At 34.3% G+C, this 17,226-nt stretch carries 20 protein-coding genes; 14 read left to right on the top strand and 6 right to left on the bottom strand.

The window, feature by feature from the left end; all coding sequences use genetic code 11:
* The first annotated feature begins 115 nt into the window (after positions 1-115).
* The 8 genes from bioA to mtaB all read left to right on the top strand — a co-directional run bounded on the left by bioA (position 116) and on the right by mtaB (position 8,392).
* The gene (gene bioA, locus DF185_RS04525; RefSeq protein WP_110359554.1) at positions 116-1,417 is read left to right on the top strand and encodes an adenosylmethionine--8-amino-7-oxononanoate transaminase; all 1,302 of its coding nucleotides are present in this window, start codon (positions 116-118) and stop codon (positions 1,415-1,417) included.
* A complete protein-coding gene (locus DF185_RS04520) occupies positions 1,410-2,531 on the top strand; it encodes an aminotransferase class I/II-fold pyridoxal phosphate-dependent enzyme (RefSeq protein ID WP_110359553.1) in 1,122 nt (373 codons plus the stop codon). Before bioA ends, DF185_RS04520 begins: the two co-directional genes overlap by 8 nt.
* Positions 2,521-3,210: a pimeloyl-ACP methyl esterase BioG family protein gene (locus DF185_RS04515; protein ID WP_110359552.1), complete on the top strand. Its 690-nt coding sequence runs from the start codon at positions 2,521-2,523 to the stop codon at positions 3,208-3,210. Before DF185_RS04520 ends, DF185_RS04515 begins: the two co-directional genes overlap by 11 nt.
* Positions 3,191-3,952, top strand: a complete 762-nt coding sequence (gene bioC, locus DF185_RS04510; protein ID WP_110359551.1) for a malonyl-ACP O-methyltransferase BioC — start codon at positions 3,191-3,193, stop codon at positions 3,950-3,952. Before DF185_RS04515 ends, bioC begins: the two co-directional genes overlap by 20 nt.
* Before the next feature lie 5 nt (positions 3,953-3,957).
* Positions 3,958-4,635 carry a dethiobiotin synthase gene (gene bioD / locus DF185_RS04505; protein ID WP_110359550.1) on the top strand — a complete coding sequence of 226 codons (678 nt, stop codon included), beginning with the start codon at positions 3,958-3,960 and terminating at the stop codon, positions 4,633-4,635.
* Between the two features lie 395 nt (positions 4,636-5,030).
* Positions 5,031-5,675 carry a ferredoxin--NADP reductase gene (locus tag DF185_RS04500; RefSeq protein WP_110359549.1) on the top strand — a complete coding sequence of 215 codons (645 nt, stop codon included), beginning with the start codon at positions 5,031-5,033 and terminating at the stop codon, positions 5,673-5,675.
* A gap of 96 nt (positions 5,676-5,771) precedes the next feature.
* The gene (miaB, locus tag DF185_RS04495; protein WP_110359548.1) at positions 5,772-7,115 is read left to right on the top strand and encodes a tRNA (N6-isopentenyl adenosine(37)-C2)-methylthiotransferase MiaB; all 1,344 of its coding nucleotides are present in this window, start codon (positions 5,772-5,774) and stop codon (positions 7,113-7,115) included.
* Positions 7,112-8,392 carry a tRNA (N(6)-L-threonylcarbamoyladenosine(37)-C(2))-methylthiotransferase MtaB gene (mtaB, locus tag DF185_RS04490; protein WP_110359547.1) on the top strand — a complete coding sequence of 427 codons (1,281 nt, stop codon included), beginning with the start codon at positions 7,112-7,114 and terminating at the stop codon, positions 8,390-8,392. The genes miaB and mtaB overlap by 4 nt, the downstream gene beginning before the upstream one ends.
* A 260-nt stretch (positions 8,393-8,652) precedes the next feature.
* Here mtaB and DF185_RS04485 read toward each other — a convergent pair whose 3' ends face one another.
* A complete protein-coding gene (locus DF185_RS04485) occupies positions 8,653-9,777 on the bottom strand; it encodes a universal stress protein (protein ID WP_110359546.1) in 1,125 nt (374 codons plus the stop codon).
* 283 nt (positions 9,778-10,060) lie between these two features.
* Here DF185_RS04485 and rpsF point away from each other — a divergent pair, with 283 nt between their 5' ends.
* Genes rpsF through rplI form a run of 3 tightly spaced genes read left to right on the top strand, consistent with a single transcriptional unit; the run spans position 10,061 to position 11,151 of the window.
* Positions 10,061-10,411 (top strand): 30S ribosomal protein S6, encoded by a 351-nt coding sequence (gene rpsF, locus DF185_RS04480; RefSeq protein ID WP_110359545.1) that lies wholly within the window; start codon positions 10,061-10,063, stop codon positions 10,409-10,411.
* 3 nt (positions 10,412-10,414) lie between these two features.
* Positions 10,415-10,684 carry a 30S ribosomal protein S18 gene (gene rpsR / locus DF185_RS04475; protein ID WP_054721204.1) on the top strand — a complete coding sequence of 90 codons (270 nt, stop codon included), beginning with the start codon at positions 10,415-10,417 and terminating at the stop codon, positions 10,682-10,684.
* Positions 10,685-10,707: 23 nt separating this feature from the next.
* Entirely contained in the window at positions 10,708-11,151 is a 444-nt protein-coding gene (gene rplI / locus DF185_RS04470; protein ID WP_110359544.1) for a 50S ribosomal protein L9, read from the top strand.
* A 115-nt stretch (positions 11,152-11,266) separates the two neighbouring features.
* Here rplI and DF185_RS04465 read toward each other — a convergent pair whose 3' ends face one another.
* Positions 11,267-11,773 (bottom strand): CAP domain-containing protein, encoded by a 507-nt coding sequence (locus DF185_RS04465; protein WP_110359543.1) that lies wholly within the window; start codon positions 11,771-11,773, stop codon positions 11,267-11,269.
* A gap of 206 nt (positions 11,774-11,979) precedes the next feature.
* Between DF185_RS04465 and DF185_RS04460 the strand changes: the two genes are divergently transcribed.
* Positions 11,980-12,687, top strand: a complete 708-nt coding sequence (locus DF185_RS04460; protein ID WP_133249953.1) for a TapB family protein — start codon at positions 11,980-11,982, stop codon at positions 12,685-12,687.
* A 16-nt stretch (positions 12,688-12,703) separates the two neighbouring features.
* Here the strand turns inward: DF185_RS04460 and DF185_RS04455 are convergent, their stop codons facing one another.
* From DF185_RS04455 to DF185_RS04445, 3 genes are read right to left on the bottom strand one after another with little or no spacing between them, the layout of a single operon-like run.
* Positions 12,704-13,573 (bottom strand): fructosamine kinase family protein, encoded by an 870-nt coding sequence (locus DF185_RS04455; protein ID WP_110359541.1) that lies wholly within the window; start codon positions 13,571-13,573, stop codon positions 12,704-12,706.
* Entirely contained in the window at positions 13,570-14,043 is a 474-nt protein-coding gene (locus DF185_RS04450) for a low molecular weight protein-tyrosine-phosphatase (RefSeq protein ID WP_110359540.1), read from the bottom strand. The genes DF185_RS04455 and DF185_RS04450 overlap by 4 nt, the downstream gene beginning before the upstream one ends.
* 10 nt (positions 14,044-14,053) lie before the next feature.
* Entirely contained in the window at positions 14,054-14,263 is a 210-nt protein-coding gene (locus tag DF185_RS04445; protein ID WP_110359539.1) for a zinc ribbon domain-containing protein, read from the bottom strand.
* Between the two features lie 413 nt (positions 14,264-14,676).
* On the opposite strand from DF185_RS04445, the gene epsC reads away from it, so the two are divergent.
* Together epsC and cysK are read left to right on the top strand one after the other, a co-directional pair.
* Positions 14,677-15,516 (top strand): serine O-acetyltransferase EpsC, encoded by an 840-nt coding sequence (gene epsC, locus DF185_RS04440; protein WP_243421753.1) that lies wholly within the window; start codon positions 14,677-14,679, stop codon positions 15,514-15,516.
* An 11-nt stretch (positions 15,517-15,527) separates the two neighbouring features.
* Positions 15,528-16,436, top strand: a complete 909-nt coding sequence (gene cysK / locus DF185_RS04435; RefSeq protein ID WP_110359538.1) for a cysteine synthase A — start codon at positions 15,528-15,530, stop codon at positions 16,434-16,436.
* Between the two features lie 54 nt (positions 16,437-16,490).
* Here the strand turns inward: cysK and DF185_RS04430 are convergent, their stop codons facing one another.
* Positions 16,491-17,159 (bottom strand): TonB-dependent receptor, encoded by a 669-nt coding sequence (locus tag DF185_RS04430; protein WP_110359537.1) that lies wholly within the window; start codon positions 17,157-17,159, stop codon positions 16,491-16,493.
* Positions 17,160-17,226: the final 67 nt, after the last annotated feature.

Here is a 17,226-nt window from a genome sequence, read left to right as displayed (position 1 = left end):
TATCATCTAGATTGTAAGTGTTTTAGGGGAATATGTTATAAAAATACATTCAAATCCTATTCTCGTAACCTAAGAAATCATAGCTTTACACAGCAAATTAAAAGATTTAAAATTGATGAGTACGCAAGGTAAAATAGACCTTAGTTTTGACAAAAACCACATTTGGCATCCTTACACTTCCATGAAAGATCCGTTGCCTGTTTATCCTGTGGTATCAGCAAATGGTGTAAAGTTAAAGCTCGAAGATGGTCGTGAACTAATTGATGGAATGTCATCCTGGTGGTGTGCAGTTCATGGATACAACCATCCAGTTTTAAATGAAGCTGTTGAGAAGCAATTGCAAAACATGTCTCATGTGATGTTCGGTGGCATAACACACCAACCAGCAGTTGATCTAGCTAAATTACTAGTAGAAGTTACGCCCAAATCTTTAGAAAAGGTATTTTATTGCGATTCAGGTTCTGTTGCTGTAGAAGTAGCAATGAAAATGGCTATACAGTACAGATTTGCTACCAACAAAATTAAAAAGAATAAATTTCTTACAATACGTTCGGGTTATCATGGCGATACCTTTAATGCCATGTCAGTATGTGATCCTGTTACGGGAATGCATGAAATTTTCACTGGAGTATTACCAATAAATTATTTTGTAGAAGCTCCTTCTTGCAAATTTAATGAGAATTGGGATGAAGAGGCATTTGCTCCAATGGATAAAATGATTAGAGAACATCATGAAGAATTAACTGCCGTTATTCTTGAGCCGATTGTTCAAGGTGCAGGTGGAATGAGATTCTACCATCCTGAATATTTGAAAAAATTGAGACTGATTTGCGATGAATTCGACATTTTATTGATATTGGATGAAATTGCAACAGGATTTGGCAGAACTGGTAAAATGTTTGCCTGCGAATACGCAAATATAGAGCCAGATATTATGACCGTCGGCAAGGCGATTACTGGTGGATACATGTCATTTGCAGCAACTTTAACCAATTTAAAAGTAAGCGAAGGAATTTCTTCTGGTGCACCAGGAAATTTTATGCACGGCCCTACTTTTATGGGAAATCCAATGGCTTGTGCAGTAGGAATAGCCAGTATTTCTCTGCTATTAAGTAATAATTGGCAAACTAAAGTAAATAGGATAGAAAGTGTTCTTGAACAGGAATTAAAGGCCGCAAGAAGCTTTAATAATGTTGCTGAAGTACGTATTTTAGGGGCAATTGGCGTTATTGAAATGAAAGAACCTGTTGATATGGCCAGTATGCAAAAGAAATTTGTTGAAAATGGAATCTGGGTTCGCCCATTTGGCAAGAATGTATACCTGATGCCTCCATTTATTATCGGAGACGAAGACTTAACATTCTTATGTAAACAACTTATTTCTATAGTTAAACCGTCTTTATTTTGCGATGAGTAGTTTATTGAATAAATATAAAGAAGAATTAAGCAAATTAGAGGATTCAGGGAACTTGAGATCATTGAAGAATATCTCAGATAAAGATTTTAAAGTAAACCTTTCCTCCAATGATTATCTAGGAGTAAGTAAAAAAAATATACCAAGACCTAAAGGGAATTCTTTTGGATCTGGTTCATCACGTTTACTAACCGGAAACTTTCCGGAATATGAGCAGCTGGAAGAAGAATTGGAAAGGCTATATTCACGCTCAGCCCTATTTTTCAACTCTGGATATCATGCAAATATTGGAATCCTATCGGCCTTATCTGGAAAAGGAGATTTAATCTTGTCAGATAAGTTAAACCATGCTAGTATAATTGATGGGATTCGCTTGTCAAATGCAGAATCCATGCGTTTTAAACATTTGGACTACAATCATCTGCAAGCAATTCTGCATAACAAACGAGATCAATATGATAAGGTATTTATTGTAAGTGAATCGATCTTTAGCATGGATGGTGATGAAGCTGATGTGCAAAGACTTATCGAATTAAAGAAAAAGTACAATTGTTTTTTATACCTGGACGAAGCTCATTCACTAGGTGTAAGAGGTGAAAAGGGCTTAGGGTTGGCTGAAGAGCTGGATTTAATGCATGAAATAGATCTTTTGGTAGGCACTTTTGGCAAAGCTATGAACTCAATCGGAGCGTTTGTAATTTGCGATTCAATCATTAAAAATTACCTGATCAATCGAATGAGGTCCTTAATTTTCACTACAGCGTTGCCTCCTATTGTAATCAGTTGGAATATTATCATGTTACGCACTATCGTTAAAATGCGAATAGAAAGAGAGCATGTGATGATGTTGGCCAAGAAACTGAGAGATAAACTCATCGAATTAGGGTTAAAAACGGATGGCAATTCGAATATTGTTCCAGTAGTTATCGGTGATAGTCAAAAATGTGTAAATTTAGCTGAGTATCTGCAAAAGAAAGGATTTTTGATCTTCCCAATTAGGCCACCGGCAGTGCCAGTTGGAACTTCGCGTTTGCGTTTGTCGATTTGTGCAGATATGAATTGGGAAGAATTACATGATGTACCACGCTTTATAAAAGAATATTGCGATGAAAACTAAATGGTTACATAAGGCCTCAAAAAAGAAATGTATTCTGTTTTTTAATGGTTGGAGTTGTGATGAAAAGCCATTACAACATTTAACTTCAGAGGAATATGATGTTCTTAGTTGCTATGATTATAAGAATATTTTACTTCCAAAGGAAGTGGATCGTCTTTTTGAAAATTACGAAAAGGTATATCTTATAACATGGTCATTAGGTGTTTACGTTGCAAACCTGCTATTAAAGTCAAGTAAGGGTTTGTTTGCTGATGCAATAGCTATTAATGGTACTTTACACCCTATTGATAACCTAAAAGGCATCCCTCCTGCTGTTTTTCAAGGCACTATTGATGGATTAAACTCAAAAAGTCTGGAAAAGTTTTGGATGAGAATGTGTGGAGGAAAATCTGCCTTTACTCACTTTAATTCGAATGCGCCAAAGAGAGAATTTGATGATCAACTACTGGAATTGAAGGAATTACAGAAGCTAATTCAAAATCACTTTGTGGATTGGAACATATACAACAAAGCTTTAATTGGCAAACAAGATTTAATTTTCTCGGCAGACAACCAGAAGCTTGCATGGGAAGAATCTATTGATATTCTTGATAGAGAATATCCTCATTATTGCTTTGATAAATGGAATTCGTGGGATGAGATAATTGAAGATTTAAGTTGTGGGAAATCAGAATATTAATAAAGAAAATGTTCAGAAAAGCTTTGTGAAAAGTATTGAAACTTATCGCAAACATGCTATAGTTCAAGAAGCTATTGCATCAAGACTTATAAATGAGTTACTGAATATTAAAAAGGATAATTTTCAGAAGGTTCTTGAAATAGGATGCGGACCAGCGGTTCTAACAGAGAAGTTTTTTCACCATTTTAAGGCAACGGAATACTTTGCTAATGATATTGTTGAAGAGTATAAAGATGTCTTACAGAGCATAGACAATAGCATTCAATTTTTGGGAGGAGATATTGAGTCAATAGGACTCCCTAAGAATCTTGATTTGATCATTTCCAGCTCAACTTTTCAATGGTTTACCGATTTGGAGATGTTTCTGAATAACATTTATAACGTTCTAACACCTGATTCTCTACTGGTATTCAGCTCCTTTGGGCCTGATAATTATCGAGAAATTAGAGATGTAGAAGGTAAAGGTTTGAACTATTTATCCTTTGGAAAACATGAGAGATTACTGTCGGATAAATTCGAAATCATTTGGAGCGATAGAGAAACAATCACAAGATACTTTGCTGATCCTGTTGGCGTATTAAAACACATGAAGCAAACTGGAGTAAATGGACTTCCCGGTAAAGCATGGACAAAGAGCGACTTAAAAAGATTTGAAGAGGATTATTCTGATCTATTTGGAACGGAATTAGGAGTCCCTCTAACCTATCAACCAATTTACTTTATTGCCAAACCTAAAAAATAAATTACATGTCGATATATTTTATTGCTGGCATCGATACGGATGCTGGAAAATCTTTTGCTACAGGACTATTAGCCAAATACTTATTAAATAAGCAAGTAAACGTTGTAACACAAAAGTTTGCACAAACAGGTTGCAAAGGAGTATCAGAAGATATTCAGACTCACCGCGAAATAATGGGAATTGAATTAATGGATGTTGATAATGACAAAACCACTTGTCCGTTTGTTTTTGACTATCCTGCATCCCCTCATTTGGCTGCTGAAATGCAAAATGAAACAATCGATATAGATAAAATTAACAATTCAAGTAAACAATTAAATGATATGTTCGAAATTGTTTTACTTGAAGGTGTTGGAGGATTAAACGTTCCAATTACATTAGATTATTCGCTACTGGATTTTCTGGAAGAAAAGAAATATCCGACTATTTTGGTTAGCTCTTCTAAATTGGGTAGCATCAATCATACTCTACTTAGCTTGGAGATTTTGCAAAAAAGAAACATTCCATTACATGGGTTAATTTATAATCACTTTCCTTCCAATAGTGAATTTATTTTGAAAGACTCTGTAAAGGTTTTTGAACACTACTTGAAAAAAATGAATTTCAATTGTCCGATTGTTGAAATTCCGGTAATTGATGATTTCAAAAATTCAGAAGTCGATTTTTCTGCATTTTTCAAATAAGAATATCTCAAATCTATGATGTGATAAATTTCACAGATTCTATTAAATTTTTAAACCGAATATTATAGAATATTCCGACCAATGACTAAGGTAGTGAATAAATAATCGATTCTAACAAGCTTAAAAAGTCGTATTTCCTGTCAAGATATCGGATACACAGATGTTTAAGAAAGAATTAAATAAATCAATTTTTGCATGCATCCAGAGTAAAATCACCTTTTTCAAGCTCTATTCTTGCAGAAAGGATGATTTTGAATCCTAAAAAGACAAAAAGGTCTTATTATTCTTGTAACTTAAAGGAAATTTCTATTTTTTTGTAATCCCTTATTTAAAAAGATTCCACATAAATAAAACTATAAGGAATTGAGGGAAAAATCAAAAAATAGCAAATTTGTATGAGATCACATAAAGTTATCGAAATAAGAAACCTTACTCCATCGACTTATATTATTCGAATGGAAAAAAATGACTTTACTTTTAAAACTGGACAATATATCACCTTAGGATTTTCTGGTAGTATAGACCGAAGAGAATATTCTATTTATAGTTCTGAGCAAGATGATTATTTAGAGGTCTTGATTAAAGAAGTAGAAGATGGTTTGGTTTCGAAGAAATTAAAGCGCTGTAAATCTGGTGATTATTTGGATATCGATGGACCATTTGGACACTTTTCTTTAAAGGAGAATGAAATATCCAAAAAGAAGTTTTTATTTATTGCTACGGGAACAGGCATCTCTCCTATTCATAGCTTTATTGCAACTCATCCTGATATGGATTACCAATTGCTGCATGGTGTAAGAAAGGAAGAAGAAGCTTACGAAAGAGAATCCTACCAAAATAACAACTATATATTGTGTACTTCAAGGGAAAAATCTGGTGATTTTCATGGAAGAGTGACAGATTATTTGAAACAAAATCCGGTGCCTTCTGATACGGTATGTTATTTATGTGGGAATTGCCATATGATTTATGAAGCATATGATATTCTTGAAAAACAAGGGATTAACTTGGGTCCAATTCATACCGAAGTGTATTTTTAATTGTTGTTAACCTACTATACGTGATGAATCAGTTGTTTGTAGAATGCGATTAAATCAAATTAAAATTCCTCATTTATAGTTCATTATTATTGAAGTATGAAATATCACTTAGTATCATTGGGTTGCCAAATGAATGCTTCCGATGGCGAACGTGTTCGGTCGGTTATTGAGAAAATGGGATACGAATGGACCGATAACGAAGAAGAGGCCAATTTAATTGGAATATTGGCCTGTTCGGTGCGTCAGAAAGCGATTGATAAAGTATACTCCAAAATTCATAAATGGAATCTTTGGAAGAATAAAAGAAATCTGGTAACCTTTGTTTCCGGCTGTATATTACCATCTGATTTAGAGAAGTTTTTAAAATTATTCGACATTATATTTCAGATGAAGGATTTGCCAAAATTGCCTGAAATGATTCAGCAATATGGAATTTCTACTCCTGTAGGTTTGCAAAATGGCTTTGATTCTCAGAACGAAAACATTTCTGAATTTTGGAATGTGAAACCAAATTACACTTCAGACTTTGAGGCATTTGTGCCCATACAAAATGGTTGTGATAAGTTCTGCTCCTTCTGTGCCGTTCCATACACCAGAGGTAGAGAAGTGTCTCGTCCATCTGATGAAATTGTAAATGAGCTTAAAAATTTGGTAGAAAAAGGATTCAAATCCATAACATTACTTGGGCAGAATGTAAATTCTTATGGGTTGGATAAAAATGGTGAAGAGATTGATTTTCCAGAACTTTTAAGACGCATAGGTCAGTTAGGAAATCAATTAAAGAAAGAATTTTGGGTTTACTTTACCTCTCCACATCCTCGCGACATGACCGATGAAGTAATCGAGGTAATTGCTGAATATGATTGTCTTGCAAAGCAGATTCACCTTCCTATTCAATCAGGAGATGATAAGGTTTTGATTCATATGAACCGAAAACATGGAGTTGAAAAGTATCGTCAAATTGTTCAAACCATACGAAGATTAATACCTCAAGCAACTTTGTTTACCGACATTATTGTTGGATTTACGGGTGAAAATGACGAGCAGTTCGAGAATACACGAAAAGCTATGGAAGAGTTTCAGTACAATATGGCTTATATTGCTATGTATTCTCCCCGCCCTGGCGCATTAAGCCACAGATGGTTTGATGATGTAAGCTTGGATGTTAAAAAGCAGCGCCATTATCAGTTGACCGAGGACTTAAAAATTCATTCAAGAGCTTATAATGAAGGTATGGTTGGCAAAACATTCAGAGTCTTAGTTAAAGGAAAAGCTAGACACGATGGATATTTGGCTGCATTAACAGAAGGAAAAATAAATGTTCGGTTTTTATCCTCGGATAGCTCTTTAATTGGTGAGTTTGTTGATATTAAAATTACATCGGCTGCTGATTTTTCCGTTGAAGGTGAATTGGTTGTTGTAAATGAAAAAGTAGCGTGAAGAAAGTAGCTTTTAAAACCTTAGGTTGTAGACTAAATCAGTATGAAACTGATGCCATAGCTTCTCAGTTTCAAGACAATGGATTTAAATTGGTTCCCTTTGATAAAGAGGCAGATGTGTATGTAATTAACTCATGTACCGTTACACATCAAAGCGATCATAAATCCAGAAACTTTATCAATCAAGCCAACCGAAAAAATCCAGATTCGGTTTTGGTTGTAACCGGATGTATGGCAAACAATGCCAAAACAGAACTAGAAAATCGAGATGAAATCAATTATGTAGTTGAAAACGATCAAAAAAGCTCGGTTTACTCATTGGTAGAAGCGCATTATAATGGTGAAATTTTTCATCCAACGAAGCTAAATACCGACTTGTTCTCTTATGGTTCAACCGATAAAGGATTCCACACAAGAAGTATGGTTAAAATACAAGATGGATGTGATAACTTCTGCACCTTTTGTATCATACCATCGGTACGTGGCAGAGCTGTAAGCAGGCCTATTCAGGACATTTTAGACAATGTAAAACGTGTTGTTGCAACTGGTGCCAAAGAGGTGGTATTAACTGGAGTAAACATTGGTAGGTACGAATATGAAAACTACAAATTCGATGATGTAGTTGAGCAAATTCTTGAATTGGATGGAGATTTCCGATTGCGCATTTCATCTATAGAACCCGATGGATTTGGCGATAAATTCCTGGGGCTGTTAAATCATCCAAAAATGACTCCTCACCTTCATCTTTGTTTGCAAAGCGGATCAGATTCTATTCTTTTGCAAATGAGAAGAATGTACAATATTAAGCGATTTAAGGAAATTGCAAATAAAATTCGCTCAGTCCGTCCGAATTTTAACATTACTACGGATATTATTATTGGTTTTCCAGGCGAATCGGACCAGGACTTTGAGGACACCTGTAATATTATACAAGAGCTCAAGTTTGGGCATGTACACGCATTTAAATACTCTATTCGTAAAGGCACCAGGGCCGAAAGAATGAATCAACATATTGATGAGCGTATCAAAAGCAATCGAAGTGAAATTCTTAGAAATATTTCCGAAAATGTAAAAGCAGATTACCGCAAGGGATTTATAGGCAAATACCAAACTGTTTTGGTTGAGAAAATCATTGGTTCAGAAGCTCAAGGTTATGGCGAAAGTTATGTTCCCGTAAAATTTTCAGGGGTAAATTTAAAAAAGAATCAATTCTATCGGGTTAAAATTTCAAGTATTGATTTTAATGGAGAGCCTACCCTAATAGGAGTATCTGATTGATATACAGATTAATTAAACACAAAAGCTTAGTGTCAATTTATCAGTAACAAATCCTTAAGTTTTCTACTTTTTATTTCTAGTGCGGAAATGGATGGTTTCTAGGGCGGAAACTACATGTTTCTAGTGCGGAAATCAATCGTTTCTAGTGCGGAAATTTATTATTGGTAATTTTATAGTGAAAATGAGATCAGTTTAGATATAAAAATAAGAATCGGCTAATGCACTTAACCGATTCTTGTTTTTTATTATTTGCTCTAAAATTAGTGGAACACCAATATTGGCATATGTGTTTTAATAAATAGCTTTCGCGACATTTGTCCAAAGAATAATCTTTGCAGCAAATTGTGTTTTCTGGCCAAAATTGCAATTAAGCCTACATCATGATCGTGAATATATTTGTCAATCCCTTCCATCTTTTCTTCTTCATGAATTATTCTGCAACTTACTTCAGAATCTCCTAAAGCACGCTTTAAATACTTGCGAATAATTTGCATTCGGTGTTCTTCCATTGGATCATCTGTTGATTTATCATCGAAATGAACATAGTGAATTTTCATGTCGTATGGTTGTGTGATGTATTTAAGATTGGCAATGGCTCTAAAATCTGCTTTATCAAAATCTGTTGCATACATGATGTTTTTGATCTCATCAAAATCAACTTCATCGCCCTGATCGGATAAAATCAACATAGGCACATCGGTCTCTTCAATTACATTGGAAACCACACTTCCTAATAGGTTTGTAGTACCAGCAGTTTCGCCTCTACTACCCATTATCATTAAATCGGGTTGATATTTGTTGCACATGTTTAAAATTTCGGAAGAAGCAGTTCCTCCACTAAGTGCATAATCTACCTCTATCCCTTCAATTTTCTCCTTTTCCAGTCTATTTCGGATATCGTAATACAATTCCTTAATTTTGGCCTTTGCATTCTTTTCTACCTCCGATAAGACTTCTACAACCGTTGAATTGTAAGTATAGCTATCGGAAAATGGAACAGTTTCGATTGCAGAAGCAAAATAGGTATGAAAAAGTAAAATATCTGCATTGAACTTTTTCGCTATTCCTACTGCAGAATCACATAGTTTTGGAGAGAAATCTGAAAAATCAACAGGAACTAAAATGCGGTTTACATCAATATTCTGATGCGGAAATGCTGCATCTAAATCCTCCTGTGCATAGCTTAAATCAAGCTCTTCAATAATTTTTAAAGCTCGATTGAGATCTTCTTCTTTTATTCTAACCTTTACCCCTCCACCAATGGCAGATTGAATTAGGTTTAAATTTTTCAAATAGCACTCTACCCCTTCTGATTCCAGACGAGTTTGAAGCAACTGGGCTCTAGAGTAACTATAGGTCGCTAATGTTATCATCCTGTCCTTCATAAGCCTGAGTTTAGTTTACTAATAAGTTACAAAAAAATAGATGTCTTGCCAAGCAAGCCAAGGAATACAGATTGATTAAAAACAGTGTGTTTTATACTGTTCTAGCCATATATTGCTTTAAAATAATTCTCTAAAGTCCTTTACTAATAAACTTGTTATCCGTACATTTGCATTTCGTAGTCGAATAAAGAATTGATATTCTTGAAAAATCAAAAAAGAATAGTTAATTTTGCGGCTCGATAAAAACACTTAATTATTAAGTATTAATTAAATTATTTAAGTTATGTTGAATCATTATGAAACCGTTTTCATTGTAACTCCCGTTTTATCTGAGGCTCAGGTAAAGGAAGCGGTAGAAAAGTTCAAGACTCTTATTACCGAAAATGGCGGTAAGATTGAAAATGAAGAGAACTGGGGACTGCGCAAGCTAGCTTATCCAATTCAGAAAAAAAGCACTGGTTTTTACCAATTGCTTCAATTTGAAGCTCCAGGTGAATTCATCGAGAAATTAGAAGTTAACTACAGACGTGACGAAAGAATCATGCGTTTCTTAACTTTCAAGCTTGATAAATACGCTTATGAGTATTCAATTAAAAGAAAAGGAAACCTTAAAGAAACTAAAGAGGAGAAATAAGCTATGGCACAGAATCAATCAGAAATCAGATATCTAACCCCACCTTCAGTAGAAATCAAAAAGAAAAAATACTGTCGTTTCAAGAAAAACAAGATCAAGTACATTGATTACAAAGATCCTGAATTCTTGAAGAAATTCTTAAACGAGCAAGGTAAAATCTTACCTCGTCGTATCACAGGTACTTCTTTAAAATATCAAAGAAAGGTAGCTACTGCTGTTAAACGTGCTCGTCACTTAGCATTACTACCATACGTAACTGACATGATGAAATAATCTTTAAAGAAGGAGGAAACGAAATGGAAGTAATCTTAAAACAAGATATCCATACTTTAGGATATAAGAACGATATCGTAACTGTTAAGAATGGTTACGGAAGAAACTATTTAATTCCTAACGGTCTTGCTATTTTGGCTACAGAGTCGGCTAAGAAAATGCATGCTGAAAACATGAGACAAAGAGCTCATAAAGAGGAAAAAATTAAAAACGAAGCACTAGAAGTTGCTAAGAAATTAGAAGGTGTTACTTTAAGTTTAGGTGCTAAAACTAGTACTACTGGTAAAATCTTCGGTTCTGTTAACAACATCCAAATCGCTGAAGCACTAGTTGAAAAAGGATTTGAAATTGACAGAAAAGTGATTTCTATTAAAGACGCTGTAAAAGAGATCGGTAAATATACCGCTTCAATCAAACTTCACAAAGAAGTTAAGGTTGAGATCGAATTTGAAGTAGTGTCGGAATAATTCGCTTCAAACAAAATTAATTTAAGTTTTTAACAGACAGACTTAAAGCTTTTCAAACAAACAGATATAAGCCACACCGATTAACGCTCGGTGTGGTTTTTTCGTTTCTGCAATTTTATCTTTGCGTTCCAAAATTTTGTGTCCAGTAATTCCCAACTCGACCTACACCCATTTCTTTAAAACTGCCATTCATTATATTGGCACAATGGCCCTGACTCTTTAGCCAAGCCTCAATCACCTGTTGCTCGCTTGTATAGCCATAAGCGATATTTTCTCCGGCCGTGGAGTAGTTGTACTCTACTTTTTGTAAACGTGTGGTTAGAGTGGTTCCCTGCGGCGATTCATGAGAAAAAAAGTCATTTTCGTACATGTCGCTACTATGATTGGTTGCCGCTTCTTCGAGCTTAGCATTCCATGAAATCGCATCAACAGGTGGGTAGTACGTATCTCCACATGTTGTTCCCGATGCTCTAACATCATTTACCAAATTCAACAATACTTGAGAATCAATTTTAAGGGGGTTGGATATGATCTCTTCCTCAATAACTTCGTCTTCATTGCCACTGCATGCACTTAATCCCAATAAAATTGTAGCTAAACCTACACATAATAATTTTCTCATTCTCGAAAACTTTAATGATTAATAATGTAGGTTGATATTAAAAGGTTGGTCACCCAAATATAGTTCTTTTTAATAATAATTAAACTGCGTAAGGCTTATTTAGAATTCTATGGACTTCCAATAAATATTTGCTTCCAAAGTTTTTTGCTCAGTTTAAATTTATGTAAATTTGGTCATAATACAAGCACTATTCTAAAGCAGAATTAATGAAGCATATCTACTCTACTATTTTATTAATGTCGATTACTATTCTTTGTTTTGGACAAAGAGACTACTCATATATGCCTTCCAAGAGGAATTTTAAAGTTAAATATGTGAATTACGATCATAAAAATCGAAAAGCATACACAGAGGTATGGCAATTGGCTGGCAAATCAAAAGATTCATCAGGGAAAATAAGATATAATATCGAATCGGAGATTACAACAATCAAGCAAAACACCTTCTATCAATACTTTCATTTCACCTCTCAAGATTCTAACTTCTATATTGGTGCCGAAAGATATTTGGATCCGATTAAATTGGATTCCTACCAGAAAATGGTTGTAAAAATTGATGCGGATCGAGTTGTTTTACCCTTAAAACCTATTCCTGGTAAAATTCTTCCTGAAGCTAGTTGTCAGGCTGATATACTGCGTGGCACAGGCTCTGTTTTGATGTCTATGACTGTTTTACTGGTAAACAGAAAGGTTGATGGCATTGAAAGCCTTGAAACGCCTGCAGGTAAATTTAAATGCTATAAGATCTCTTCCGATAAAATATATTTCTCAGGAATATCAAGAAATAAAACAAAGCTTGTTGAGTGGTATGCAATTAACGTAGGTCTCATTAGAATGGAAGAATACCATAAAAAGGGCAAATTAATTTCTTACAAGCAAATTGAAAGTATTGCTGAAGATTTCTTTATTCCCTAGTAAAATTAGTTACCATTTAATGCAGATACGACCATACCAAACGCACTGCTTGGCCATAATAGGAAGAACCAAACAAATTTAAGTGATTCAGCACATGATATAGCAGGTAGATGTTTTCCCTGTAATCATATCCCTGCGGTAAAGGCTTGTGCTTGCTATAGGATTGGTAGAATTCGTTGGTAAAGCCGCCAAATAACTTCGTCATGGCCAAATCAGCCTCACGATGTCCATAATATACAGCTGGATCAATTAGGACCGGATTTGAATCTAAATCACACAAATAGTTTCCTCCCCACAAATCTCCATGTAATAAACAAGGCTTTTCTTCACTTCCTTCCAGTATCTCCTCTATCCTATTTTCCAGGACCAGAAAACCATTTTTCAATTCATTTCCAACAAGTTGTTTTTTTTCTGCTAATTTATATTGATACAATAATCTTTTGTTGTAGTAAAAATCAATCCAATTTTCAGATTCCGTTCCCTTTGGAATGTTTAGTTGTGGCGTTGAACCGATGTAATTGTCTTCCTTATAACCAAACTTGAAACTGGTACGACTATGTAAATCTGCCAATTGTTTTCCAAATTTAATAAAGAAGTTATGGTCTTTATGACCTTGTTCAATGAACTCCATTAATATCATATCGTCTTCAACGAAATAAACTTCTGGCGTTCTGATGCAAGTAGCTTTCTGAATCTCTTTAAGGCCATTAGCTTCCTTAAAAAAGCTATCAGAATACTCAGAACCCGTTTTTAGTAAACAGGTTCTGTTATCCTCTAGTTTTATTAAATTTGTTTGAGCAATAGATCCTCCAGATACAGATTTTTGTTTCTGTATTTTGCATCCTGCCCAGTTTTCTATTTTCTCAATAATTTGAGATTTTATCATTTATCGATTTGTTTTAGCAATCCATCACATGCATCTTCCAAAATATCCAGAACCAATTCAAAACCATCTGCTCCACCATAGTATGGATCAGGAACTGAATCATAATGCTCGTATCGGCTACAATAATCAGTCATTGATTTGATTTTGCTTAAATCTTCAGAAGTCCTTGCCATTCCTTTCAAATCAGAAACATTTTGCGAATCCATACCCAAAATGAGATCAAATTCATCAAAATCATTCTTTGGATTAAACTGTCTGGCGATGCTTGTTAAATCATAATCTCTTCGAGCCGCATGAGTTCTCATTCTACTATCAGCCCTTTCGCCAACATGCCATCCACCTGTTCCTGCGGAATCACATTCAAATTCATCATCCAGCATATTTACTTTTAAAAATCCATTCATAACAGCCTCAGCACTTGGCGATCGGCATATATTTCCCAAACACACAAAAAGTATTTTTTTCTTCATTAAAATGATTTTAATTGGTTAAGAAATCAAAGATATTTCCTAATTGACTAGTTGTTCCTTTGTACAATTCTGTATATGAACATCTGGAACACGTAATTGTAGTGAATTTTTTATTTTGGACATCGAAAATCTTAGCAAATCGACCTCCTGTAGCCCTAAATTCATCAGTTTCAAACCTATTGTTCCCACATTTTGGACAAACATATTTTGATGTATTCATTTTCAGTTAGTTTTGTATACCTATACTAAAAGTAATAAAAAAGCTCATTAAAGCTATTTTTTTGCAAGGCTAAAATAAATAACATTTTTTTAACAGAAATATTCAGACTTAAGAGTCTTGTTTAATTTATTTTTTTTAAGTTTGCTTTTAGAAACTTCAAAATGAAAAGGAATTTAGAGCATATCAATACCAGTCAATCAAATCGAACTTCTTCGATTTCTATCGGTATGCATACAATTCAACAATCCTTTTCAAATTATTCCCAAAGGTTTGAATACAATAACAATCAAGTCTGTTGTTGTTGCTGTTGTTGTTGGTAGTAGATAATTAATCTCACTAACAATCCCCTCATAGGTTTACTTCAATGTTTACCTGAATAATTGCGTATCAACACATTAAAAATCATAAAAACAATGAGTTATTTAAGTAAAGTAATGGATGAATTACAAGCTTCCAGAAGCAACAATGAAATTGACATGCCTGCAAGAGATCTTGCCCACCGTTTTGTTGAAGAGGCCATGAACACTTTATTTCCTATCAGCGCCAGGAGAAGCAAGAGTTGTTGTGCTGAAGAATCTTTACTTTATCAAATGGAATCAACTCTAAAGTTATTGCTATTACCTGTAAACTTTAAGTTGGATAAATCGGTTGAGGAAATCACACATGATTTCATGATTGAAATTCCATCGGTTTATCGTGCACTTTTAAAAGATGCAGAGGCAATACAGAAGTTTGATCCTGCTGCAGAAACCATTGGTGAGGTAATAATAGCTTATCCAGGTTTTTTTGCGATAATGGTATATCGTTTAAGTAATATTTTGTATCAACTTGGAGTTCCTACTGTGCCTAGACTTATGAGTGAGTATGCTCATGCAAAAACAGGAATCGATATTCACCCTGGGGCTACAATTGGAGAATCTTTTTTTATTGATCATGGAACCGGTGTGGTAATTGGCGAGACAGCAATAATAAATAATAATGTAAAAATATATCAGGGAGTGACTTTAGGTGCATTACAGGTTAAAAAAAGTCTAGCCAAGAAGAAGAGACACCCCACAGTAGAAGATAATGTAATTATTTATTCTAGTGCTACCATATTGGGGGGCGACACTGTAATTGGAAAAAACAGTATTATCGGTGGTAATGTCTGGTTAACTTCCAGTGTAGAATCAAATAGTATCGTTTATCACAAACATGAAACTAAGGTTAGAACAAACCTTGATGAAAGTAAGATTATTAATTTTCAAATTTAAATATTAACCAAATGAAATTAAACAATATTTTAGAAGGAGTTGGCAATACTCCTGTAGTAAAGCTTAATAAAATCTTTAATGGAGCTAATGTGTGGATGAAGCTTGAAAGGGCGAATCCTGGAGGAAGTATTAAAGATCGTATTGCCTTATCTATGGTTGAAGCTGCAGAAAAGGATGGATCTCTAAAAGAAGGGTCGATTATCATTGAACCAACCTCTGGAAATACCGGAGTTGGATTAGCCATGGTAGCTGCAGTTAAAGGGTACAAATTAATATTGGTGATGCCGGAATCAATGTCGGTGGAAAGACGAAGCCTAATGGCTGCATATGGAGCTGAATTTGTACTTACGCCAAGAGAATTGGGGATGAAAGGTGCAATTGAAAAAGCAGAGGAGTTAATTGCGAGCAATCCTAACTCATGGATGCCATCTCAATTTGACAATGAAGCCAATGTTGATATACACAGAACTACTACTGCAAAGGAAATTATAGCAGATTTTCCTGATGGATTAGATTACGTAATAACAGGTGTTGGCACAGGAGGTCATATTAGCGGAGTTGCTGAAATATTAAAGAAGCAATTTCCAAAACTTAAAGTGTTTGCTGTAGAACCTGAAGCATCTCCTGTAATTAGTGGAGGTCAACCAGGACCACATCCATTGCAAGGCATTGGTGCTGGATTTATACCTAAAAACTTAAATACTGAATTACTTGATGGTGCAATTCAAGTAAGTAAAGAAGAAGCTTTTGCCAAAGCAAAAGAACTTGCTGTTAAAGAGGGAGTACTTGCGGGTATTTCTACAGGAGCATCACTTGCTGCTGTTAGTAAACAATTAAAGTCAGTTGAAGAAGGTGCGACGGTTCTTACTTTTAATTATGATACAGGAGAGAGATATCTTTCGATCGAAGAGTTATTTTAAAACAAAAGAGGGTGTCATTGAACTTTGACACCCTCTTTTATTATTTTCTGGAAATTATTTCTTCGTAGTTATCTTTACTACTCCATTTCCTCCTCGTACTCCATAGATTGCAGCATCACTACCTTTAACAATTTCAATTTTAGCAATATTGGTTGGTGATAAACCTGATAGTGTCGAATAATCGGTCATAACACCATCAATTTCAATGTTAGCAGCACTTGACCCAAGCAAGGATGATTTTCCTCTTATAATAATTCCTTCATTCGAAATTTGTAATGAAGGAAATTCATTTCTAATAACATCCATAACAGATGTATATTTAGAGTAGTCTTTTTGACCATGGTATTTTTTTGCTAATTCTTTAAATAAATCAACATTTAAAATATGTCCTTTATCGATTGCAATGCCATCTGCATTGGGAATTTTAGCCAATTTCAACTTGGCTATTAACTCATTGCTCTTCTTTTTAACCTTAATAGTATATTTACTAAACCCTTTGGCTAGAACTATTAATTTATCTTTTTCATTGCATTCGCATTCAAACACTCCTAAGTAATTGGTTTTTAAAGATTCTTCACTGCTTTTTACAATTACTTTTGCATTGATAACTGGAATGGAATCAAATACAACAACTTTACCCCTTACTTCAATTTTCTGGGAAAAACAATTAATAGAATACAGAACAAGAAAAATTATACTTGTTAATTTTAAGATCGATTTCATATTATTTAATTTATTACTTAATAAAAATATAAATTAGAGTTATATAAAGCAAAAATTACGATCCTAT

The sequence above is a fragment of the Marinifilum breve genome, from assembly GCF_003202155.1.
Taxonomy (GTDB): Bacteria; Bacteroidota; Bacteroidia; order Bacteroidales; family Marinifilaceae; genus Marinifilum; species Marinifilum breve.
Note: the sequence above shows the minus strand (reverse complement) of the source record. Positions and strands in the feature narration are given on the sequence as shown.